Origin of the sequence: Leifsonia sp. NPDC058248 (assembly GCF_042881905.1) — a bacterium.
Classification (GTDB): Bacteria; Actinomycetota; Actinomycetes; order Actinomycetales; family Microbacteriaceae; genus Leifsonia.
Window position 1 is genome coordinate 24,244 of the sequence record NZ_JBHVXB010000013.1, and the last position, 20,902, is coordinate 45,145.

Annotated in this window: 25 protein-coding genes; 14 read left to right on the top strand and 11 right to left on the bottom strand. The window is 69.9% G+C overall.

Going from position 1 to position 20,902, the window contains the following annotated elements:
- Positions 1-86: 86 nt before the first annotated feature.
- Together ACFVV5_RS17850 and ACFVV5_RS17855 are read right to left on the bottom strand one after the other, a co-directional pair.
- A complete protein-coding gene (locus tag ACFVV5_RS17850) occupies positions 87-614 on the bottom strand; it encodes an O-acetyl-ADP-ribose deacetylase (RefSeq protein ID WP_387246779.1) in 528 nt (175 codons plus the stop codon).
- Between the two features lie 2 nt (positions 615-616).
- Positions 617-895, bottom strand: coding sequence for a metal-sensitive transcriptional regulator (locus tag ACFVV5_RS17855; protein ID WP_387246781.1), 279 nt, complete (start codon positions 893-895; stop codon positions 617-619).
- A 61-nt stretch (positions 896-956) separates the two neighbouring features.
- Between ACFVV5_RS17855 and ACFVV5_RS17860 the strand changes: the two genes are divergently transcribed.
- The 5 genes from ACFVV5_RS17860 to ACFVV5_RS17880 all read left to right on the top strand — a co-directional run bounded on the left by ACFVV5_RS17860 (position 957) and on the right by ACFVV5_RS17880 (position 6,915).
- Positions 957-1,181: a heavy-metal-associated domain-containing protein gene (locus ACFVV5_RS17860; RefSeq protein ID WP_387246784.1), complete on the top strand. Its 225-nt coding sequence runs from the start codon at positions 957-959 to the stop codon at positions 1,179-1,181.
- A complete protein-coding gene (locus ACFVV5_RS17865; RefSeq protein ID WP_387246786.1) occupies positions 1,178-3,472 on the top strand; it encodes a heavy metal translocating P-type ATPase in 2,295 nt (764 codons plus the stop codon). Before ACFVV5_RS17860 ends, ACFVV5_RS17865 begins: the two co-directional genes overlap by 4 nt.
- Before the next feature lie 207 nt (positions 3,473-3,679).
- Positions 3,680-4,105 (top strand): RbsD/FucU domain-containing protein, encoded by a 426-nt coding sequence (locus ACFVV5_RS17870; RefSeq protein ID WP_387246788.1) that lies wholly within the window; start codon positions 3,680-3,682, stop codon positions 4,103-4,105.
- 116 nt (positions 4,106-4,221) lie between these two features.
- Positions 4,222-4,563, top strand: a complete 342-nt coding sequence (locus tag ACFVV5_RS17875) for a DUF6804 family protein (RefSeq protein ID WP_387246790.1) — start codon at positions 4,222-4,224, stop codon at positions 4,561-4,563.
- Positions 4,564-4,758: 195 nt separating this feature from the next.
- Positions 4,759-6,915: a DEAD/DEAH box helicase gene (locus ACFVV5_RS17880; protein WP_387246793.1), complete on the top strand. Its 2,157-nt coding sequence runs from the start codon at positions 4,759-4,761 to the stop codon at positions 6,913-6,915.
- An 18-nt stretch (positions 6,916-6,933) separates the two neighbouring features.
- Here the strand turns inward: ACFVV5_RS17880 and ACFVV5_RS17885 are convergent, their stop codons facing one another.
- Together ACFVV5_RS17885 and ACFVV5_RS17890 are read right to left on the bottom strand one after the other, a co-directional pair.
- A complete protein-coding gene (locus ACFVV5_RS17885) occupies positions 6,934-7,134 on the bottom strand; it encodes a hypothetical protein (RefSeq protein ID WP_387246795.1) in 201 nt (66 codons plus the stop codon).
- Positions 7,135-7,188: 54 nt separating this feature from the next.
- Positions 7,189-7,584 carry a DUF3224 domain-containing protein gene (locus ACFVV5_RS17890; RefSeq protein ID WP_387246797.1) on the bottom strand — a complete coding sequence of 132 codons (396 nt, stop codon included), beginning with the start codon at positions 7,582-7,584 and terminating at the stop codon, positions 7,189-7,191.
- A 75-nt stretch (positions 7,585-7,659) separates the two neighbouring features.
- On the opposite strand from ACFVV5_RS17890, the gene ACFVV5_RS17895 reads away from it, so the two are divergent.
- From ACFVV5_RS17895 to ACFVV5_RS17915, 5 genes are all read left to right on the top strand, one after another.
- Entirely contained in the window at positions 7,660-8,280 is a 621-nt protein-coding gene (locus ACFVV5_RS17895) for a CYTH domain-containing protein (protein ID WP_387246800.1), read from the top strand.
- Between the two features lie 90 nt (positions 8,281-8,370).
- Positions 8,371-9,399 (top strand): 6-phosphofructokinase, encoded by a 1,029-nt coding sequence (locus ACFVV5_RS17900; protein WP_387246803.1) that lies wholly within the window; start codon positions 8,371-8,373, stop codon positions 9,397-9,399.
- Positions 9,400-9,442: 43 nt separating this feature from the next.
- A complete protein-coding gene (locus tag ACFVV5_RS17905) occupies positions 9,443-10,369 on the top strand; it encodes an NADP-dependent oxidoreductase (protein ID WP_387246805.1) in 927 nt (308 codons plus the stop codon).
- 120 nt (positions 10,370-10,489) lie between these two features.
- Positions 10,490-10,918, top strand: coding sequence for a DUF1761 domain-containing protein (locus ACFVV5_RS17910; RefSeq protein ID WP_387246807.1), 429 nt, complete (start codon positions 10,490-10,492; stop codon positions 10,916-10,918).
- The gene (locus tag ACFVV5_RS17915) at positions 10,915-11,322 is read left to right on the top strand and encodes a hypothetical protein (RefSeq protein ID WP_387246923.1); all 408 of its coding nucleotides are present in this window, start codon (positions 10,915-10,917) and stop codon (positions 11,320-11,322) included. Before ACFVV5_RS17910 ends, ACFVV5_RS17915 begins: the two co-directional genes overlap by 4 nt.
- Here the strand turns inward: ACFVV5_RS17915 and ACFVV5_RS17920 are convergent.
- The gene (locus ACFVV5_RS17920) at positions 11,277-12,632 is read right to left on the bottom strand and encodes an alpha-hydroxy-acid oxidizing protein (protein ID WP_387246810.1); all 1,356 of its coding nucleotides are present in this window, start codon (positions 12,630-12,632) and stop codon (positions 11,277-11,279) included. The genes ACFVV5_RS17915 and ACFVV5_RS17920 overlap by 46 nt on opposite strands.
- A 41-nt stretch (positions 12,633-12,673) precedes the next feature.
- Here ACFVV5_RS17920 and ACFVV5_RS17925 point away from each other — a divergent pair, with 41 nt between their 5' ends.
- Positions 12,674-13,099 (top strand): DUF1622 domain-containing protein, encoded by a 426-nt coding sequence (locus ACFVV5_RS17925; protein ID WP_387246813.1) that lies wholly within the window; start codon positions 12,674-12,676, stop codon positions 13,097-13,099.
- On the opposite strand, the gene ACFVV5_RS17930 is transcribed toward ACFVV5_RS17925, so the two are convergent.
- Positions 13,096-13,491, bottom strand: a complete 396-nt coding sequence (locus ACFVV5_RS17930) for a DUF5997 family protein (RefSeq protein ID WP_387246815.1) — start codon at positions 13,489-13,491, stop codon at positions 13,096-13,098. The genes ACFVV5_RS17925 and ACFVV5_RS17930 overlap by 4 nt on opposite strands.
- Positions 13,492-13,534: 43 nt before the next feature.
- On the opposite strand from ACFVV5_RS17930, the gene ACFVV5_RS17935 reads away from it, so the two are divergent.
- On the top strand, positions 13,535-14,287 hold the full coding sequence (locus tag ACFVV5_RS17935) for a LysR substrate-binding domain-containing protein (RefSeq protein ID WP_387246817.1): 753 nt from the start codon (positions 13,535-13,537) through the stop codon (positions 14,285-14,287).
- Here the strand turns inward: ACFVV5_RS17935 and ACFVV5_RS17940 are convergent.
- From ACFVV5_RS17940 to ACFVV5_RS17960, 5 genes are read right to left on the bottom strand one after another with little or no spacing between them, the layout of a single operon-like run.
- Positions 14,256-16,253 carry an amino acid transporter gene (locus tag ACFVV5_RS17940; protein ID WP_387246819.1) on the bottom strand — a complete coding sequence of 666 codons (1,998 nt, stop codon included), beginning with the start codon at positions 16,251-16,253 and terminating at the stop codon, positions 14,256-14,258. The two genes, ACFVV5_RS17935 and ACFVV5_RS17940, sit on opposite strands and share 32 nt — an antisense overlap.
- A gap of 45 nt (positions 16,254-16,298) precedes the next feature.
- A complete protein-coding gene (locus ACFVV5_RS17945) occupies positions 16,299-17,828 on the bottom strand; it encodes an SDR family NAD(P)-dependent oxidoreductase (protein WP_387246821.1) in 1,530 nt (509 codons plus the stop codon).
- A gap of 44 nt (positions 17,829-17,872) precedes the next feature.
- Positions 17,873-18,142, bottom strand: a complete 270-nt coding sequence (locus tag ACFVV5_RS17950; protein ID WP_387246823.1) for a DUF6510 family protein — start codon at positions 18,140-18,142, stop codon at positions 17,873-17,875.
- Complete coding sequence (locus tag ACFVV5_RS17955) at positions 18,139-18,876, bottom strand: ferredoxin reductase (protein WP_387246825.1); 738 nt, start codon at positions 18,874-18,876, stop codon at positions 18,139-18,141. Before ACFVV5_RS17955 ends, ACFVV5_RS17950 begins: the two co-directional genes overlap by 4 nt.
- Positions 18,873-19,466: a sulfite oxidase-like oxidoreductase gene (locus ACFVV5_RS17960; RefSeq protein ID WP_387246828.1), complete on the bottom strand. Its 594-nt coding sequence runs from the start codon at positions 19,464-19,466 to the stop codon at positions 18,873-18,875. The genes ACFVV5_RS17955 and ACFVV5_RS17960 overlap by 4 nt, the downstream gene beginning before the upstream one ends.
- A 45-nt stretch (positions 19,467-19,511) precedes the next feature.
- On the opposite strand from ACFVV5_RS17960, the gene moaA reads away from it, so the two are divergent.
- Positions 19,512-20,606 carry a GTP 3',8-cyclase MoaA gene (gene moaA, locus ACFVV5_RS17965; RefSeq protein WP_387246830.1) on the top strand — a complete coding sequence of 365 codons (1,095 nt, stop codon included), beginning with the start codon at positions 19,512-19,514 and terminating at the stop codon, positions 20,604-20,606.
- A complete protein-coding gene (locus ACFVV5_RS17970; protein WP_387246832.1) occupies positions 20,599-20,847 on the top strand; it encodes a MoaD/ThiS family protein in 249 nt (82 codons plus the stop codon). Before moaA ends, ACFVV5_RS17970 begins: the two co-directional genes overlap by 8 nt.
- Positions 20,848-20,902: the final 55 nt, after the last annotated feature.

Consider the following 20,902-nt stretch of genomic DNA (forward strand, 5'->3'; position numbering starts at 1 on the left):
ACATGGTGGGCACCCGGAGGAGGGCGCGGAAACGCTCGAGCGCCGCGTCCTCGTCGATGGCGGTGTTCGCAGGTGTCGGCACAGGCCTATTCTCCGGCAGCCGCGCGGAAGGCCGCGAACGCGTCGTCGGAGTACAGCACGAAGCGCACCTTCTCGACCGGTCCGAAGGAGGCCGCCAGCACCGCTCGCACGGTGCTGACCGCGATGCGGGCGGCGTCGTCCATCGGCCAGCCGTACACGCCGGCCGAGATCGCGGGGAAGGCGACAGTGGCCGCGCCGAGCTCGCGCGCGACGCGCAGCGAGGAACGGTAGGCGTTCTGGAGAAGCTCGGTGCGGTCTTCGGTCGCCGACCAGACGGGCCCGACCGCGTGGATGACCCATTTCGCGTCCAGGTCGCCCGCGACGGTGGCCACGGCCTGCCCGGTGGGGAGACCGCCGGGGAGGGTGGTCGCGCGCAGTTCGCGGGTCGCCTCCAGGATCGCGGGGCCGCCGCGACGGTGGATCGCGCCGTCGACTCCGCCGCCCCCGAGGAGCGAGCTGTTCGCGGCGTTCACGATGGCGTCGACGCGTTCGTCGGTGATGTCTCCCGTGACGATCTCGATCAGGTCGTCCACGCTCAGCCCCGGTTGTTCGAGAGCTCGTAGACCTTGAGCAGCTCGACGATCGCGTCGTCGCGCTGGCTCCCGCCTTCTTCGAACATCTCGGAGACGTGGGTCTTGAGGTGGTTCTCGACGAGGAGCTTGTTGAGGGAGCCCAGCGATTTCTGGATGGCGAGGGACTGCGTAATGATGTCGACGCAGTAGTCCTCGTTCTCGATCATCTTCTCGAGGCCCCTCAGCTGGCCTTCGAGGATGCGCGTGCGGTGCATGGCGCGTTTCTTGATGTCTGCGATCACCGTTCCAGGATACCCGTTCGATCCCGCATACCCCTATGGGGTACGTGATACGGTTGACGACATGGAAACCCGCTACGACATCCAGGGCATGACCTGCGCGCACTGCGCCCGATCGGTGAGCGACGAGCTCAGCGGCCTCGAGGGTGTGACGTCCGTGACGGTCGACCTGGCAGCGGGCACCGCCACGGTGAGCAGCACGGCCGCTCTTGCGGAGGACGACGTGCGCGCCGCCGTCGACGAGGCCGGCTACGTGCTCGCCCGTCCGGGCCTGCTGCCCCTGCTGTGAGCCTCCCCGGAACGAGCGACGCAGCGACCACCGCAGCGGCGACCACCGCAGCAGCGACCACCGCCGAGCTCGACCTCGCGATCGAGGGAATGACCTGCGCCAGCTGCGTGGCCCGCGTCGAGAAGCGGCTGGGCCGCCTCGACGGCGTCTCCGCCAGCGTCAACCTCGCGACCGAGAGAGCCCGCGTGACCTACCCGGCCGGCCTCGATCCCGCGGAGCTGGTGGCCGCCGTTCAGAAGGCCGGGTACGGCGCCCAGGTGATCGAGGCGGCGGCGCCGGGAGCGGGGGAGCCCAGAGCGGAGGCGGCGCGATCGCGCGGGTTGCGCATCCGGTTGCTGATCAGTGCCGCATTGACCGTCCCGGTCGTGCTGCTGGCGATGGTGCCGGCCTGGCAGTTCTGGGGCTGGCAGTGGGTCTCGCTCGTGCTGGCCACGCCCGTCGTGCTCTGGGGCGGCTGGCCGTTCCACCGTTCCACCTTCGTCAACCTCCGGCACGGGGCGGCGACGATGGACACCCTCGTGACCCTCGGCACCGCGGCGGCCTACCTCTGGTCGTTCTGGGCGCTCGTCTTCGGCACCGCAGGAGAGCTCGGGATGCGTCACGCGTTCACGTTCGTCGCCGAGCCGGGCGGGGCATCCGGTGCCGTCTACTTCGAGGTCGCCGCCGGGGTGACCACCTTCCTGCTGCTCGGGTGCTTCATCGAGGAGCATTCGAAACGGCGGGCCGGCGCTGCCCTTCGCGACCTGCTCGAAGCCGGCGCCAAGGACGTCGCGCGACTCGACGCCGATGGCCGTGAACGACGTGTGCCGATCGCGCAACTGGCCGTGGGCGACCTGTTCGTCGTGCGTCCCGGAGAGACGGTCGCCACCGACGGCACGGTGACCGAGGGCGCCGCAGCGATCGACGCGAGCGCGATGAGCGGCGAGTCCGTGCCCGTGGAGGTCGCGCCGGGAGACGACGTGACCGGAGGGACGATCGCGCACGGCGGCTCCGTCGTGGTGCGCGCCACGCGCGTCGGCCGCGACACCCGGCTGGCACGCATGGCCGGGCTCGTCGAGGAGGCGCAGCTCGGCAAGGCGAGCATCCAGCGGCTGGCCGACCGCATCTCCGGGGTGTTCGTCCCCGTCGTCATCGTGCTGGCCGTGCTCACGTTCGTGGTCTGGCTGCTCGTCGCGCGAGACGCATCCACGGCGTTCACGGCCTCGGTCGCGGTGCTCATCGTGGCCTGCCCGTGCGCGCTCGGCCTCGCGACGCCCACAGCGCTGCTGGTGGGGACGGGCCGCGCATCGCAGCTCGGCATCCTCATCACCGGGCCCGAAGTGCTCGAGCGCACGGGGACGATCGACACGATCGTGTTCGACAAGACAGGCACGCTCACGACCGGCCGGATGACGCTGTCGGGCACGACCGCCGTGACGGGTTCCGACGCCGGGGAGGTCGTGCGACTGGCCGCGGCGCTGGAACGCGGCTCCGAGCATCCGATCGGAGTGGCCGTCGCCGAGGCGGGCTCCGGCGCCGACGCGGGCGTCCCCGGGAGCGTGAAGGGATTCCGGTCGATCGCCGGGTTCGGTGTGACCGGCGAGGTCGACGGCCGCGACGTCGTGGTCGGCCGGCCCGACGACGTGCTCCGGATGCTCGGCGGAGCGCTCGACCCCGCCCTCGCCTCCGCCGTGGCCGAGGCCCGCAGCGCAGGGGCCACCGCCGTCCTGGTGGCCGTGGACGGTCGAATCGTGGCCGCCCTGAGCGTCTCCGACCCTCTCCGCCCCGACGCGGCTGAGGCGGTCGCGCGCGTGCGGGCACTCGGGCTCGAACCGGTGGTGCTGAGCGGTGACCACGAGGCCACCGTGCGTGCCGTGGTGGCACCCCTGGCGATCCGGGAGGTCATCGGCGGGGTGACGCCCGCCGGCAAGGCTGCGACGGTCGCAGAGCTCCAGAGGGCCGGACGCCGCGTGGCGATGGTGGGCGACGGCGTGAACGACGCGGCGGCCCTCGCCCAGTCGGATCTGGGGATCGCGATGGGGTCGGGCTCCGATGTCGCGATCGAGGCGGGCGATCTCACGCTGCTGCGTTCGGACCCGGTGCTCGTCGCCGACGCGATCAGGCTCTCACGCGCGACCGTGCGGATCATCCGGGGCAACCTGTTCTGGGCGTTCGCGTACAACGTGGCCGCGCTTCCGGTGGCTGCCCTCGGTCTGCTCAACCCGATGATCGCCGGGGCGGCGATGGCGTTCTCCAGCGTGTTCGTGGTGCTGAACAGCCTGCGGCTCAGGCGTTTCGCGCGCATCTCGTAGCCGGCCGGGAGCGGGGCCGCCGGTCACACGGCGTCATATGCCGGTGCGGGGATGTGTCCCTTTATCAGTACCGGATGCCCGGATCGGCGCGGTTCTACGGCGCGTCGCGACGACTACCCCACAACGGGGGGTGGGGGAGGACATACCGGGGGGTCTATCCTCCACCTAGGGGTTGAGAAATATTCGTTTTACAGGAAAGGCCCGACTTTGCTGAAGAACCTCAACCCGCTGCTGTCCGGTGCGCTCTTGAGTGTGCTCGATTCCATGCACGATGGCGACATGCTCACGCTTGTCGGCAGCGGGTATCCAGAAAAAGAAATAGTTTCACCCGTCATACATCTCGGAGAGGTGACCACGGAGGCCGCGGCGGACGCGATCCTCAGTGTGCTGCCGCTCGACAACGAGAATCCGGCTCCGATCGTGTTCCTCGATTGCACCGGCGTTCTCAACGATGTACCAGACGTGGCGTTCGCGGTGAACGGCATCGCTTCCGATGCCGAACTTCGCCGAGTCGCGATGACACGTCTCGAACTCGACGACTTCGTCGTGCTCGCCCGCCAGTCCGTGGTGACCGTACGTGTGGGGTCGGACGCCCCGCCGTGCGCGTTCCTCCTGCGGAAAGGCTTCTGCTGAAGACTCCGTGACGTCGTTCTGCCCGAAGCGGTCTCGTTCGGGCGGAGCGGCGCACGCTTCCGTGCTGACGCAGACCCGCATCGCCGCAGACCCGCGCTGACGTAGACTCTGGAACCGTGTCACGTCCTGCAGCCCAACCGGCCTTCAACCGCACTGCGCTCGCTCCGGGGCTCCTCGGCGCGATCGTCCTGATCGCCGGTGTCGCTCTGGTCGGCAGCGACTGGTACCTCTACGTGCGCTACGCGGTCTGCATCCTCGCGCTCATCCTGTGCGTGTTCGCCGGGCAGGCCAAGCAGTGGTGGTGGTTCGCCGGGCTCATCCCGATCGCCGTCGTGTGGAACCCGGTGTGGCCCCTCACCATCGACGACCTGGTGCTCCGGGGGCTCCACATCGCCGGCGCCGTGGTCTTCGTGGCGGTGGCCGTGACGGTCAAGGTCCCGACCGACCAGCGCCGCTAGCCGATTCCCGGCACGTCACGCCCGCAATCGTGGCCGTCGGCCGCGTTCTCGCGTAAACTGGGAGATGCGCCGCGCGAGCCGTGGCGCACACGTCGGCGTTCAGCATCCGGATTCTGTGTCCGGCCGCCGCGTTCGACTTCTCACGCCACACGGCGTCCCGCCCGTCGAGGCGCGCGACGCATCCACTGGAGGACCATGTCTCGTTCCGGTCAGCGCACCGCCTCGTCGCGCCCACAGCAGCGACGTTCCCGGCACGCGAACAACGATGGGCTCATTCCCGTCCTCGCGCGCAAGGTGCGCGAGGTCGAAGCCAAGGCCGTCGACGGCAAGAAGCTGGGCCCGACGAACCGCACGAAGTTCCAGGTCATCGCCTTCCTGATGCGCGAGGAGCGCGCGCGGGCCAAAGCCGACACCGAGCTGAGCGACGCGGCGCGTGCCGAGCAGCTGAAGCGGCTCGACGGCATCGCGACGATCCTCGCCAAGACGGCCGCCCGCGACACGTCGCTGATCGCACTGCTGGAGAGCGAGGCGCCTCCGACCGCGACCGCTCAGAAGCTGCGCCGCGACTGGCTGCTGGAGTCCGGCACCGAGCTGAGCCCGGACGACCTCATCATCACGACCGAGCGCATCGTGCCCAAGCAGGACAGCGTGCTCACCCCGGAGCTCGCCGAGAAGCAGGTCATCCCGCAGTCGGTGCGCGCCCGTCAGCTGTCCAACCCGTTCCTCGCCCCGGACTTCTCGCGGGCGGCCGCTGCCGCACCCGCCCCTCGCCGCCGGCTGGACTCGTGGGAGCTGCTCGGCCCGTTGTTCAAGTCGTTCGAATACGGATCGGGCGGCCAGGCGGCCAGCATGGACCTCCCGCCCGCGCCCCCGATCGACCGCTACTCGCCTCCCGGCCTCGAGCTCATGCACCACCAGGCGCGGTTCGTCGAGAGCGTGCGCCAGGGCCACCGCTCCTTCCTCCTCGCCGACGAGCCCGGACTCGGCAAGACCGCCCAGTCCCTGCTCGCGGCATCCGTGTCCAACGCATACCCCCTGCTGGCCGTCGTGCCGAACGTCGTCAAGATGAACTGGGCCCGTGAGGTCGAGCGCTGGACGCCGCACCGCCGCGCCACGGTCATCCACGGCGACGGCGAAGGGCTCGACGCCTTCGCCGACGTGGTCATCGTCAACTACGAGGTGCTCGACCGCCACCTCGCCTGGCTGAGCACGCTCGGCTTCAAGGGCATGGTGGTCGACGAAGCGCACTTCATCAAGAACCTGCACTCGCAGCGCTCCAAATACGTGCTCGGGCTGGCGGAGGCCATCCGCAACGCCGGCGATCCGCTGATGCTCGCGCTGACGGGAACGCCGCTGATCAACGACATCGACGACTTCAAGGCGATCTGGCAGTACCTCGGCTGGATCGACGGGAACAAGCCGGCCCCGCAGCTGATGGAGAAGCTCGAGGAGACCGAGCTGACCCCCGCCGACTTCGGCTTCTACGTCGCCGCCCGCGAAGCCGTGATCGACATGGGCATCGTCCGCCGCCGCAAGATCGACGTCGCGGCCGACCTGCCGAGCCGTCGCGTGGTCGACCTCCCTGTCGAGCTCGACGACGACCTCGGCCGTTCCATCCGCCAGGCCGAGAAGGAGCTCGCCGCCCGGCTGGTGGCCAAGTTCCAGCGGGCATCCGCCGCCGGACGCCCCGACTCGTTCGACGGCGACGACGAGGCCCACCGCAAGCACCTCATCCGTCTGGTCGCCCAGTCGGAGCTGGAGGAGGCGAAGTCCTCCAAGTCGGGCGACAACGTCTTCACCATGGTGCGCAAGATCGGCCAGGCCAAGGCCGGCCTCGCCTCCGACTACGCCGCCCAGCTGGCGCGCTCGGTCGGCAAGGTGGTGTTCTTCGCCAAGCACATCGACGTGATGGACGCGGCGGAGGAGGCCTTCGCCGCGCGCGACCTGCGGACCGTGTCGATCCGCGGCGACCAGACCGCGATCCAGCGCCAGAAAGAGATCGACGCGTTCAACAACGACCCCGACGTGTCGGTCGCGGTGGCGTCGCTCACAGCGGCCGGGGTCGGCCTCAACCTGCAGGCCGCCTCGAACGTCGTGCTGGCGGAGCTGTCCTGGACGGCCGCCGAGCAGACGCAGGCGATCGACCGCGTGCACCGCATCGGCCAGGAGGAGCCGGTCACGGCCTGGCGCATCATCGCGGCGCAGACCATCGACGCCAAGATCGCGGAACTGATCGACGCCAAGCAGGGTCTCGCGGCCCGGGCGCTCGACGGCTCGGACGTGGAGCCCGGCTCGACGGACTCGGTGCAGCTGGATGCACTCATCAACCTGCTCGAGGAGGCGCTGAGCTAGTCCGCGCCCCGGCGCGGGTCAGGCGATGCCGGCGTCGTACGGGTCGAGCGGCACGCGGCGATCGTCGTCGGGGACGACCTCGTCTTCGGCGTCTTCGTCCTCGTCCACCGGGAGGTCGTCCTCGTCGTAGACGCGCGGCGCCGGCTCGTAGTCGCTGTCTTGTGCCTCGATGAAATCGCCGGGCTCGTCGCTGTCGCGACGGATGTCGCTCTCGCTCATGCTGGCAAGGGTACGCCTGCCCGGCCGTGCGGTCGAGAGCAGAAGAGGCTCTTGCTACTCTCCGATGCTGAAGACGAAATACGCGCCCCGGTCGTCGTGCACGATGCGCGCGGAGCCGGCGAATGCGGCGAAGTCGTCCGTTCCGGTGCCGGGCACGATGTAGCCGAACGCCGAGTCGTCGTCCGGGTGCTGCAGAGCGCCGTGGTGCACCGTGAACGATCCGCTGCGGCCGTCGTCCAGGGTGCCGGTGATGCGCTCGGCCGCCAGATAGCCGCGGCTCTCCTCAGTGCCGGACGAGAGGAAATGCGCGACGGATCCTCCGAGGAGTCCGGCGGTGTACTCCTTGCGCATCGTGACGGCGCCCACCCAGTCGCCGTCGATGCCGGTCAGCTCCGCCGGATCCCAGCCGGTCACGTCGAATCGGGCGGTGATGGTCTCGATCGCGGTCATGGTCACACGATACGGGGCGGGCATCCGGTGGTCTTGTAATTTCGCGACAGCGGCGATCTGGACTAGACAAGGGGGATGCCGTACCACTCCCAGATCGAGATCGAACGCAAGTACGACGTCGACGAGTCGGCCGAACCGCCCCGTCTGGTCGGCGCCGGGGCCGTCGCCATCGAGAGCGAACCGGCCACCGCCGAGCTGGTGGCGATCTACATCGACACCGACGACCTCACCCTCGCGCGCCAACGTGTCGCCGTTCGCGTCCGCCGCGGTGGCGCCGACGCAGGCTGGCATGTCAAACTCCCCGGCGACGAGGGCCGCACCGAGCTGCACTGGCCGATCGGCGACGGTGAACCCGACGAGCCGCCCGCCGAGTTGCTCGCCATGCTCCGCGAGCGGGTGGGGGATGCTGAGCTGCGGCCGATCGCACGCGTCACCAACAACCGCACCACGGTCATCCTGCAGGACGCCGCCGGCTTCGCGGTGGCCGAGCTCTGCGACGATCATGTGTCGAGCGAGAACCTCCACGCGGGCGGCACCCGCAGCTGGCGTGAGTGGGAGGTGGAGCTGCTGGGCGGCGCACCCGACACCCGCGAAGCCCGCGCGGCGCTGCTCGACGAGATCGAGGAGCGGATCCTCGGCGCCGGCGCGGTGGTGTCGGCGAGCTCCTCCAAGCTGGCCCACGCGCTCGGGCTCTGACGCCCGCACGGGGACGCGTTCCGCGCTTTTGTGCTGGAGGCAGCGCGTCAGGCATGATTCACCAATAGGAAAACCACCCCAGGGAGCAGCATGAAGATCGGCATCCTCACCAGCGGAGGCGATTGCCCCGGACTGAACGCGGTCATCCGCGGAGCGGTCCTCAAAGGCGACCGCGTGTTCCACTCGGAGTTCGCCGGCTTCCGTTACGGCTGGCGCGGTGTGGTCGACGGCGACATCATGCCGCTCGACCGCCACAGCGTGCGCGGTCTCTCCCGGCAGGGCGGCACGATCCTCGGGTCGAGCCGGACCAACCCGTTCGAAGGCGAGAACGGCGGCCCCGAGAACATCCAGCGCCGGATGGACGAGCACGGCATCGACGCCATCATCGCCATCGGCGGAGAGGGCACGCTCACCGCGGCCCGCCGCCTCACCGACGCCGGCCTCAAGATCGTCGGCGTGCCGAAGACGATCGACAACGACCTCGCCGCGACCGACTACTCGTTCGGCTTCGACACGGCCGTCGAGATCGCGACCGAGGCGATCGACCGTCTGCGCACCACGGCGGAATCGCACCAGCGGTGCATGGTGGTCGAGGTCATGGGCCGTCACGTGGGCTGGATCGCCCTGCACTCGGGCATGGCGGGCGGCGCCCACGCCATCCTCATCCCGGAGCAGCCGCAGTCCATCGAGCAGATCGTCGAATGGGTCGAGTCGGTGCGCGATCGCGGCCGGGCGCCGGTCATCGTCGTCTCCGAGGGCTTCCACCTCGACACCATGGAGGAGGCCCACTCCCACAAGGGCCTCGACGCCTTCAACCGTCCGCGGCTCGGCGGAATCGGCGAGATGCTCGCCCCGATGATCGAGGAGCGGACCGGGATCGAGTCGCGCGCCACGGTCCTCGGCCACATGCAGCGCGGCGGGGTTCCGAGCGCCTACGACCGCGTGCTCGCCACCCGCCTCGGGATGGCCGCGATCGACGCGGTCTACGAGGGACGCTGGGGCTCGATGGTCTCGTTGCGCGGCACGGATGTGGTCAACGTCTCGATCGCCGACGCCACCGGCGGCCTCAAGACGGTTCCGCAGGCGCGGTACGACGAGGCGGCTCTGCTGTTCGGCTGAGCCCAGAGGACTAAGCTCGCCGTCACAGGAGGAAGGAGCTCACGTGCCCAGAGTCGTCCAATTCGACGAGTTCGGTTCCCGCGACTACCTCACGGTGGTCGAGAGGCCACGCCCCTGGCCGGGCCCCGGTCAGATCTCGGTGCGGGTGATGGGGGCGGGGCTCAACCTCGTGGACATCAAGGCGTACCAGGACGAGCGGGCGGCAGCCCGCATGGGCGTCACGCTTCCCAGCGGCGTCGGCCAGGACTTCTCCGGGTTCGTCGAGGACATCGGCGAGGGTGTCACCGCCTTCACGGTCGGACAGGCCGTCTTCGGCAGCGCGCCTTTCGCCTCCATCGCCGACTTCACCGTGGTGCAGGAGGACGGGCAGGTCGTGGCGAAGCCGGACCCGCTCACCTTCGAGGTGGCCGGCTCGCTGGGCGTGGTGGGTCGCACGGCGATGGCGAGCGCCGCTTCCCTCGTCCTCGGCGAGCACGACACGGTGCTGGTGAGTGCGGCGGCCGGCGGCGTGGGCATCCTGGCCGCTCAGCTCGCCATCCGGGCCGGTGCGACCGTGATCGGGACCGCGAGCGTGGAGAACCACGAGTTCCTCGAGACGCTGGGCATCATCCCGGTCGCCTACGGCGAGGGTCTCGTCGAGCGCGTCCTCGAGGTGCTGGACGACGGGGACCGCGTCACGGCGGTGCTCGACAACCACGGCACCCCCACGATCGACGCCGCCATCGAGCTGGGGGTGCCCGTGGACCGCATCAACACGATCGCCGCCTTCGGGCCGGGCGCACGGGGCGCGCAGACGGTCGGGGGGCGGGGCGCGACGAACGCCGACCTGATCGAGATCGCCGAGCTGCTCGCCGAGAACGAGCTGGTGCTGCCCATCGACTCGATCTTCCCGATCGAGCGCACGGCCGAGGCCTACGCGCGACTCGAGACGCGCCACGTGCGCGGCAAGATCGTCATCGTGACCGAGTAACCATCGAGTCCGGACTTGCTGGGTCGAAATGCTCCGCTTCGACCCAGCAGGTCAGGACTCGATGGCGAATCCCGGCGCGGGGCGCAATAGACTCCGAATCACCTCGAGTTGGGAGACAGCATGGTTCCTGCCATCAATTACTGGGCGGTCCTGATCGCCACCGCCTCCAGCATGGCGGTCGGTGCGATCTGGTACGCACGCGGGGTGTTCGGCACCTACTGGATGAAGCTGGTCGGGCACGACGAGGAGTCGATGCGGAAGGGCGCGGCCTTTCCGCTGATCATCACGTTCGTCGTCAGCTTCATCACGGCCTGGGTGCTGGCGGGCGCGACCGACATCGCCTTCCACTTCTACAACGGCACCTTTTTCTGGAACGCCGTGCTCACCGGAGTCGTGCTCTGGGCCGGGTTCACGGCGGCCCGCATGATCACGCACGACGCGTTCGACCGGCGCCCGAGCAGCCTCACCGTCCTCAACCTGGCCCACGAGCTGGTGACCATCGTCGTCATGGCGATCATCATCGGTGTGTGGCCGCCCGCCGGCGCATGATCGGCGACACGCTCGCACGTGAGCTGCGCACCGCCGGTCTCCTCTGGCGTCCGGTCTCCGGAGACACGTTCGCGATCGATCGGGCCGAACTGACCGGCGAGCGCTTCACGGTGAGCGACATGACCATCGAGCCCCACGAGTTCGACACCGGCACCATCCTCGGCTTCAACGGGACCACCGAGTGGGCGCTCGACTCTCTCGCGCTGGAGGACGCCCTCTGGATTCCGCGCGAGGACCAGCTGCGCGAGCTGCTCGGCGGCGCGTTCCGGCATCTCGCGCGCACGGTCGACGGCTATCGCGTGACCGTCGTGCTGTCGGGCGAGGAGCACTTCTTCGACGACGAAGACGCCGCGACCGCCTACGGCCGTGCCTTGCTCTCGCTGATCGGGGCCTCCGTCTCCTGACGCTCCGCGAGGCCTCCGGCTGACGGCCCGGTCGGCGACAGGATGCCCGGCGACAGCTCGGCGACACTGCGCACGCCGGCGAGCCCCAGCGTGATGTCGAGTTCGGCGATCGTGTTGCGCAGCAGTTCGCGCACCCCGCTCTCGCCGGCGACGGCCAGTGCGTAGACGTAGGGACGGCCGATCGCCACCGCAGTGGCTCCGAGCGCGAGGGCGATCACCGCATCGGCGCCGCCACGCACGCCGCTGTCGAACAGCACCGGGAGCCGGCCCGCCACTCGTGCGACCACGCCCGGGAGGGCATCCAGGCTGGCCACCTCGCCGTCGATCTGGCGCCCTCCGTGGTTGGAGACCTGCACGGCGTCGACACCGGCGTCGACGGCCCGCTCGGCGTCATCGGGGTGCAGGATGCCCTTCAGCACGATCGGCAGCGTGGTGCGCTCGCGCAGGAATGCCAGATCGTCCCAGGTGAGCGCCGGGTCGGCGAAGACGTCGAGGAAGGTCTCCACCGCCGCGAGCGGCTCGGGGGAGCGCAGGTTCTGCCGCAGGCTCCCCGGATGACGGCGCAGGATGCTCGCGAACGAGGCGACCGTCGCCGGGGTGATCGCCGTGCGGGGGCGAGGCCGGCCGGCCGCGACCCTCTCGCGCACCAACCGCTGGAAGACAGGGTCGCTGGTGTACTGCGCGATGCCCCGCCCGCGGCTGAACGGGAGGTAGCCGAGGTCGAGGTCGCGGGGACGCCAGCCGAGCACGTGGGTGTCGAGCGTCACCACGATCGCCTCGCATCCGGAGCGTTCGGCCCGCTCCACCAGGCTGGCGACCAGGTCGTCCGACGAGCTCCAGTAGAGCTGGAACCAGCGGCTCGCTCCTGGTGCGACATCGTCCATCGCCGCCGCCACCTCCTCCATCGGCGTGGAGGCCTGGTTGGAGAGCACGGCGGGGATGCCGTGGGCCGCCGCCGCCCTGGCCGCTGCGGCATCCGACCCCGGATGCGCCAGATCGAGCACGCCGATCGGCGCGAGCAGCAGGGGAGTGGGCCGGCGCCGACCGAACAGCTCGATGCTCAGATCGCGCCCGGCGACGTCGCGGAGCACGCGGGGCACGATGCGGTGCCGCGCGAAGGCGGCGGTGTTGGCGGCGTCGGTGCGTTCGAGCCCGGCCGAGCCGGCCACGTACGCGAACGCGGCCCGCGACATCCGGCGTTGTGCGAGTCGCTCGAGGGCGGCGAAACCGGTGGGGATGCGCGGCGTGCGACCCGCCACGCCGGCTCGGTAGATCTCAGACTGAGCGTCACGTCCGGCACTGGAGGTCATGGCACCATTGTGCACCGCCCGGCATGTGGGACCATGAGCACATGGTGGCTCATTCGTTCTTCACCACGATCGCCGTCGGCTTCGAGGTGGTCGGGGTCAGCGTGATGGCGATCGGCTTCGTGGTCGCGCTCGCGATCGCACTCCGGACGTGGGTGCGGACGAAGAGCGGGGTAACGGCGTTCCGCACGTTGCGGGAGGCGTTCGGCGGGGTGATCCTCCTCGGACTGGAGGTGCTGGTCGCCGCCGATCTGGTGCGCACCGTGACGTCGACTCCGTCGCTCAACGACGCGATCGTGCTCGCACTGATCGTGCTGATCCGGACCGTGCTCAGCTTCTCGCTGCAGATCGAGATCGAGGGCGTGGCGCCCTGGCGGCGCGCCCTGGTCACCGGCCCACAGGTGCTCGGGAAAGCGGTGAGGCGCGCGGGCGACGCGACGGGTGAGACGACCGGCGGCGCAGCCGGTTAGCGGTTGCCGCGGGCCGCTCGCTCGGCGTTGCGGGCCTTGACGCGGGCGTTCTCGGCGTGCACGGCGGCCTGGGTGGCGCGCTCCTCGACGAGCCAGGCCGGCGGAGCGGCGAGGAGGGCTTTGATCTGCTCCGAGGTGAGCACTTCGTCGACTCCGGCGCGGGCGAGGCCGCTGATCGAGATTCCGAGCTTGTGCGCCACCACGTCGCGCGGGTGCGGTCCGTCGGCGCGCAGGGTCGTCAGCCACTCCGGCGGGTCGGCGGTGAGCTCGGCGAGCTCCGTGCGGCTCACGTCACCGTCGCGGAACTCCTCCGGGGCCGCCGGGAGGTAGATCCCGAGCTTCTTGGCCGCCGTGGCCGCTTTCATCGTCTGGGACTTCTTCTCCGCGCTCATGACTCCAAGGGTATCGTCCGGGCGAGCCGGTACCCTTACGTGCATGGCGTCCTCCACCTTCACGATCGCATTTCCGCTCGGCGTGACGGTCGGCAAATGGACGCGGGTGTTCGAGCAGCGCTTCCCCGAGGTCGAGCTCAGCGTGGTGCGCATGGAGCTCGACGACCAGCACCGGATGCTCGAGAGCGGTGAAGCCGACATGGCGTTCGTGCGCGAACCGCTCGACACCGACGGCCTGCACGTCATCCCGCTCTACGCGGAGGACATCGTCGTCGTGATGAACCACGAGCACCTCCTCACGCTCGAGAAGAAGCTCCACCGCGCGGAGCTCGACGGCGAGACCGTGCTGACCGGCGATGCGTCCGAAGGGCTGTTCCGCAGTGTGGCGGGGGGCGCGGGTGTCGCTGTGCTGCCGCAGTCCGTCGCCAAAGTGTTCCGGCGCAAAGACGTGGTCGCGATGAAGCTGGAGGACGCCGAGCCGAGTCAGGTCGGGCTCGCCTGGCCGCGCGACGGCCAGCATCCGCTCGTCGACGAGTTCATCGGGATCGTCCGCGGCCGCACGGCGCACAGCTCGCGCAACCCGGAGGTCGCCGCCACCGAGGCCGCACAGGGCAAGAAGGCCGCGCGGAAGGCGCCCCGGCAGCCGACGTCCGACGGCGCGAAAGGGGCGAAGGGCGCGAAGAGCGCCGGCAAGAAGACCGCCGGCAAGAACACCGCCGGCAAGAAGACCGCCGGCACGAAGGGCGGATCGGCCCGCGGTCAGGTCACGAGACGTGCACGGCGGGGCGGCGCTTGACGTCCTTCTCCGCCTCGCGCAGCACCTCACGGGTGACCGGCGCCACCTCGCCGACGCCGGTGATGAGGAACCGGAACATGTTCGAGATCGGATTCCCCTCGGTCCACTCGAAGTAGATCGTCGGCACCACTCCCGAGATGTCGCGGGCCTCGAGCAGCACCGCTGCGATCGTGTTCGGCACGTTGCCGCTCTTGACCTGCAGGACCCGGTAGCCGTGCTTCACCACTCCGTGCACCATCAGGTCCTCCTCGAAGTCGGAGGAGTCGGAGGGGAGGACCTCGAGGAAGATCGTGCGGGAGCGCTGCGGGATGTGGCTGAACTTGCGCTCGTCCTTGGCCTTCTGGATGTACTCCTTGTCGGTGTCGACGTCGGGCTCGTGCGAGATGATGCGGATCTCGCCCTCCTCGGCGTCCTCGAGGATGAAGTCGAGGGCGGTGACGTCGAAGTTCACGCTGGTGGCGCGCAACTGGAAGGAGCGTCCGATGCGGGACACGAGCGAGATCACCAGGATGCCGATGATGAACAGCGTCGCGATGCGCAGGCCGTCCGGGCGCTCGAAGATGTTGACGATCGTCGTGTAGACGAAGATCGCCGTGATGATCGCGTAGACCACCGTGCGTTTGGGCTGGTGCTTGCGGTAGGCGGAGAGGGTGACCGCGAGGGAGGCCGACGTGATCAGGACCAGGACGCCTGTGGCGTAGGCGCCGCCCTGAGCATCCACGCTGGCCTGGAAGACCAGGGTGATCACGAAGGCGATGGCCGTGAACACCAGCACGAGCGGTCGCACCGCCCTTGCCCACTGCGGGGCCATGCCGTAGCGCGGGAGGTAGCGCGGCACCAGGTTGAGCAGGCCGGCCATCGCCGAGGCTCCGGCGAACCACAGGATGAGGATGGTGCTGAGGTCGTAGACCGAGCCGAAGATGTTGCCGAGGTATTCGTGCGCCAGGTAGGCGAGCGCGCGGCCGTTCGCCGGACCGCCCGCCTGGAAGTCCTTCTGCGGGATGAGCAGCGTGGTCACGAAGCTGGAGGTGATGAGGAAGATGCTCATGATGATCGCCGCAGTGGTGAGCAGCTTGTGGGCGCCCTGGATGCGGCCCTTCGGGTTCTCGGGGTCGTCGTCGGGCTTGCCCTTGATCTGCGGCATGACGGCGACGCCGGTCTCGAAGCCGGAGAGGCCCAGAGCGAGCTTGGGGAAGACGAGCAGGGCGATGCCGACGATCATGATCGGGTCGCCGTGCTGGATGAAGAGCGCGGTCCACCAGGCGTCGATCGTAGCGGGGTGCTGGAAGACCTCGGCGATCGCTGTGGCGACGACGATCACGTTCAGCGCGAGGTAGACCGCCACCAGGATGACGGCGATGCCGATGGCCTCGCGGAAGCCCTTGAGGAACACCGCGGCGAGCAGCGCGAGCAGCACCAGCGTGATGCCGACCTGGTTGCCGTGGAACCAGGTGGGCGTGTACGGGTTCTCGATCGCGTGCGCCGAGGCGTCGGCCGCCGAGAGGGTGATCGTGATCATGAAGTCGGTGGCCGCGAATCCGAGCAGCACCAGCACGAAGAGCTTGCCCGCCCACCACGGCAGCAGTCGCTCCAGCATCGCGATCGAGCCGGAGCCCTTGAAGCTCTCCCGGGCGACCCGGCGGTACACCGGCAGCGCGCCGAGGAGGGTCAGCGCCACCAGCACCAGCGTCGCGAACGGCGAGACGAGACCGGCTGCGAGCGCCGCGATGGCGGGCTGGTAGCCGAGTGTCGAGAAGTAGTCCACACCGGTGAGGCACATGACCTGCCACCAACTGTGGGTGCGCTCGGGCCGGCGGGCGTGCGGACCCTGGTGCGTCCCGCGCTCGTCGATGAGGCCCGAGAGCAGCCAGTGCCGGAACGCCCCGCCCTTCGGGGGCTTCGCGACCTCGTGTGCCTGGCCGGGTACGGGCAGCTCAGGTGCCTGCTCCGCAGAAGTGCTCGCCATGGGATCCTTCGTCTACGGCCTACAACTGAAGTTCAGCGTACCCGCTCACCAGGCCGAGACGCGGTAGTCCTTCAGGAAGACTCCGTAGAGGTCGTCGCCGGCCTCGCCCCGCACGATCGGGTCGTAGACGCGCGCGGCCCCGTCGACCAGGTCGAGCGGCGCGTGAAAGCCCTCCTCGGCCAGGCGGACCTTCGTGTAGTGCGGCCTCTCGTCGGTGATCCATCCCGTGTCGACCGCGGTCATCAGGATGCCGTCGGTCTCGAACATCTCGCCGGCGCTGGTGCGCGTGAGCATGTTGAGGGCCGCTTTCGCCATGTTGGTGTGCGGATGCCCGGGGCCCTTGTAGCGACGTCCGAAGACGCCCTCCATCGCCGACACATTGACCACGTACGCGCGTCCGGACTCGGTGGAGGACATCGAGGCACGCAGGCGGCTGATCAGGAGGAACGGGGCCGTGGTGTTGCAGAGCTGCACCTCGAGCATCTCCAGCGGGTCCACATCCTGAACCGCCTGGGTCCAGCTGTTGACCCGGTTGACGTCGGGGACGAGGCCGCCGGCGTCGATCGCGCTGCCGTCGGCGTGACGCGCCAGTGAGGACGAGCCGGGCGCCATCGCGAGCGCGGCGAGGTCGTCGGCGGTGAGAGCGGCCGGTGCGGCCTGCTCGGCGACGGTGCCGGCGAGACCGGCGACCGAGAGCAGTGGATGCGCGGCGACACTCGCCTCCAGGGCTTCCGGGTGCGGGTCGTTGGTGTGCCCGAAGGTCTCCATCTCGGGCAGCGGGCCGTCGGGGAGCGGCTGGGACTCGGCCTCGGCGAGCAGCGAGTATGCACCGGGGGAGCGGCGCACGGTCTGAGCGGCGTTGTTGATCAGGATGTCGAGGGGGCCCTGGGCCGCCACGGAGTCGGCCAGCGCGATCACCTGGGCGGGGTCGCGCAGGTCGATCCCGACGACCCAGAGGCGGTGCAGCCACTCGCCCGAGTCGGGCAGCGACGAGAAACGGCGAACGGCGTCGCGCGGGAACCGGGTGGTGATGGTGAGGTGGGCGCCGTCGCGCAGCAGACGGAGCGCGATGTGCATCCCGATCTTGGCGCGGCCTCCGGTGAGCAGGGCGCGCTTGCCGGCGAGGTCGGTGCGAGCGGTGCGCTTGGCGTGGCTGAGCGCCGCGCACTCGGGGCAGAGCTGGTGGTAGAACGCGTCGACGAGCGTGTAATGCTGCTTGCAGATGTAGCAGGCACGTGACTTGAGCAGCGTTCCGGCGCTCGTGCCGGTGGTGCTGGTGGACAGGTCGACACCGCGGGTCTCGTCGTCGATGCGGTCGGGGGCGCCGGTGGCGGTCGCGGCCACGACGGCCCTGTCGTTCTCGGCGACGGACGCCCGGAGCTGGCGGCGCCGCTCCTGCTTGACCGACTTGAACATGCGGGCGGTCGCGTGCCGCACGCTCACGAAGTCGGGGTGCTCCTCGTCGAGCAGGTGCAGTTCGGCGAGCACGCGGAGGGTCGTCGCCAGGTCGTCGGGGTCGATGTTCGCGGTCGGGCCGAGCGCGGCGGCGTCGAAGGAGGAGGAGTCGGGGAGCACCGGAGAATTCTAGGCGATCACAGGTGGGAACGCTCCGTGAGCCCCTACTCCTCGATCGCGAACTCGAGCCACGCCATGCCCCGGAGATCGAGGCACAGGCGGCCGGGCGTCTCCACGACCTTCGCGAGGACGTCCTCGCAGGACGAGCAGCGCAGCACCATTCCGTGGTCGTTCGGGTACATGCGGGCCCGTGCGACGACGGCGATGTCGCCGCAGTGGGCGCAGCGGCCGCGGGCGGTTGTGACGTCGACCGCGAACAGCTCCGACAGCATTCCCGCGGCGGCGTTGCCGTCCAGGTAGTTCAGGTCCGTCACGGGGCGCCTCCGATTCCGCCGTAGCGTTCGGTCTTGATGCGGGCGGCGTCGTGTCCGGCCGCGACGAGCCAGTCGGAGACCGACTCGACAAAGGCGGTGGCGCCGCAGATGTAGAAGAGCGACATCTGCGCGGCGGGGAGGGCGCTCATGCCGAGGGTGTCCGCGGTGAGGCGTCCGGCCGGGACGGACGAGCCCGCCGGCGCCTCGCGCGTGTAGACGTAGTCGACGGACAAGGGGGCGGCGTCCTGCGCGAGCATCCGGAGCTCGTCCTTGTAGTAGACCGAGGCGGGGGTCCGCACCGAGTAGAGCAGCCGGAACGGTGCCCGGCTCCCTGCCATCGCGTGCGCTCGCACCATGGACATCAGGGGCGCGACCCCCGATCCGCCGGCGATGAGCTGAACGGGGCTGTCGTCGCCCGGGCGCCAGACGAACCAGCCGCCCACCGGTCCGCGCACCTCGAGCTGGTCGCCGACGGCGGCGCCGCGCACCAGATAGGGCGAGACCTCGCCGTCCGCGAGCTCTTCGACGGTGATCTCCAGTTCGTCGCCGGGAAGGGCCGAGGCGATGGAGTAGGAGCGGACGGCCTGGTAGCCGTCCGGTGCGGTGAGGCGCACATCCACGTGCTGGCCGGCCAGATGGCCGTGCAGGCCCGGGATGCGCAGCCGGAGCGTGCGCGCCGTCGGCGTCTCGAAGTGCTCACCCACCACATCGGCCACATGCCAGACCGTGCTCACCAGTAGCGCTCTTCGCGCCAGGGGTCTCCGTACATGTGGTAGCCGTTGCTCTCCCAGAAGCCGGGCTCGTCCTGGGGCAGCATCTCGATGCCGTTGACCCATTTGGCGCTCTTCCAGAAGTAGAGATGCGGCACGAGGAGGCGCGCGGGGCCGCCGTGCTCGGCAGCCAGGTCGGCGCCGTCGAAGCTGTGCGCGACCCAGGCCTTGCCGTCGAGCAGGTCGGCCAGGGGCACATTGGTGGTGTAGCCGCCGTAGGAGTGGGCCATCGTGAACTGATAGTCGGTGTCCACGCCGGCGAAGAGGGTGTCGAGCGTGACACCACGCCACGAGGTGCCGAGTTTCGACCAGCTGGTGACGCAGTGGATGTCGGTGCTCACGTCGTCTTGGGGGAGGGCGAGGAACTCGTCCCAGCTCCAGCGGTGCACCTGCCCCTTCTCGGTCGTGATAGTGAACGCCCACTCGTCTTTCGAGATGCGCGGCGTCGGGCCCGCGGAGAGCACGGGGAAGCCGTCGGTCTCGTACTGACCCGGAGGAAGTCGCGGGTCATCGGTGCGTCTGCGGCCGGAGAAGCCGGAAGAGATGATTCCCATGCGCGCAGCTTATTCCTACCGCTCGCGCCGGTCTATGGTGAACAGATGACCGCTGTGAACCTGGGACTGCCTCTGCGGGCGCGGATGGCAGGCGCGCCGCTGCCGGGTGCGCCCGAGCGGGGTGCGCCGAGTCTGAGCGGGCGACCGGATGTCCCGGGGCTGGTCGACCGCTTCGGCCGGGTCGCCCGCGACCTGCGGGTGTCGGTCACCGAGAAGTGCTCGCTGCGCTGCACGTACTGCATGCCGGCGGAGGGTCTCCCGAGCATCCCGCGCGAGAACCTGCTCAGCGCGGCGGAGATCGCCCGGCTCGTCGGCATCGGTGTGCGCGACCTCGGCGTGCGCGAGGTGCGGTTCACCGGCGGAGAGCCGCTGATGCGCGCGGACCTCGCCGAGATCGTCGGCCGGTCGGCCGCGGCCGCCCCCGGCATCGACCTCTCGATCACGACCAACGGCATCGGACTCGACCACCGCATCCGCGACCTGGTGCACGCCGGGCTCACCCGGGTGAACGTGTCGCTCGACACGATCGACCGCGAGCACTTCGCCGCGCTGACCAGACGCGACCGGCTCCCGGCTGTGCTGGCGGGCATCCGGGCGGCCCACGATGCCGGGATGAGCCCTCTGAAGCTCAACGCCGTGCTCATGCGCGACACGCTCGCCGGTGCGCCAGCGCTGCTGGCCTGGGCTGTCGAGAACGACTGCCGGCTGCGGTTCATCGAGCAGATGCCTCTCGACGCCGACCACACCTGGGCCCGCGACAACATGGTGCCGGCCGCCGAACTGCTCGACGTGCTCGGCACGCGCTTCACGCTCACCGAGGCCGGGCGCGACGACCCGTCGGCTCCGGCAGAGGAGTGGCTGGTGGATGGCGGCCCCGCGACCGTCGGCATCATCGCCTCGGTCACGCGCAGCTTCTGCTCCGCCTGCGACCGCACCAGGATCACCGCGGAGGGGACGGTGCGTTCGTGCCTCTTCGGCGACGACGAAACCGATCTACGGGGCCTGCTGCGCGGGGGAGCGGACGACGCCGAGATCGCCCGCTGGTGGCGCGGCGCGATGTGGGGCAAGCAGGCCGGGCACGGGATCGACAGCGCGAGCTTCACCCCGCCGGTTCGCAGCATGGGGGCGATCGGTGGCTGAGACCGTGCTGGTGCGCTACTTCGCCGCCGCCGAGGAGGCGGCGGGCCGCGCGGAGGAGCGGATCGAGTTGCCCGAGGCGACCCTCGGCGCGCTGCGGGCGGAACTGCTCGAACGGTACGGCGCGGAGATGGAGCGGGTGCTGCGCTCGGGCTCGTTCCTGGTCGACTCCGTCGTGTCGCGGGACCCCGAGCGCCGGATCGGCTCCACGGTCGACGTGCTGCCGCCGTTCGCCGGCGGCTGAGCGGTCGCGCTGCCGGTTCGCCGGGGCGGCCGGCGATCCGGCCGGGCTGTCGGGC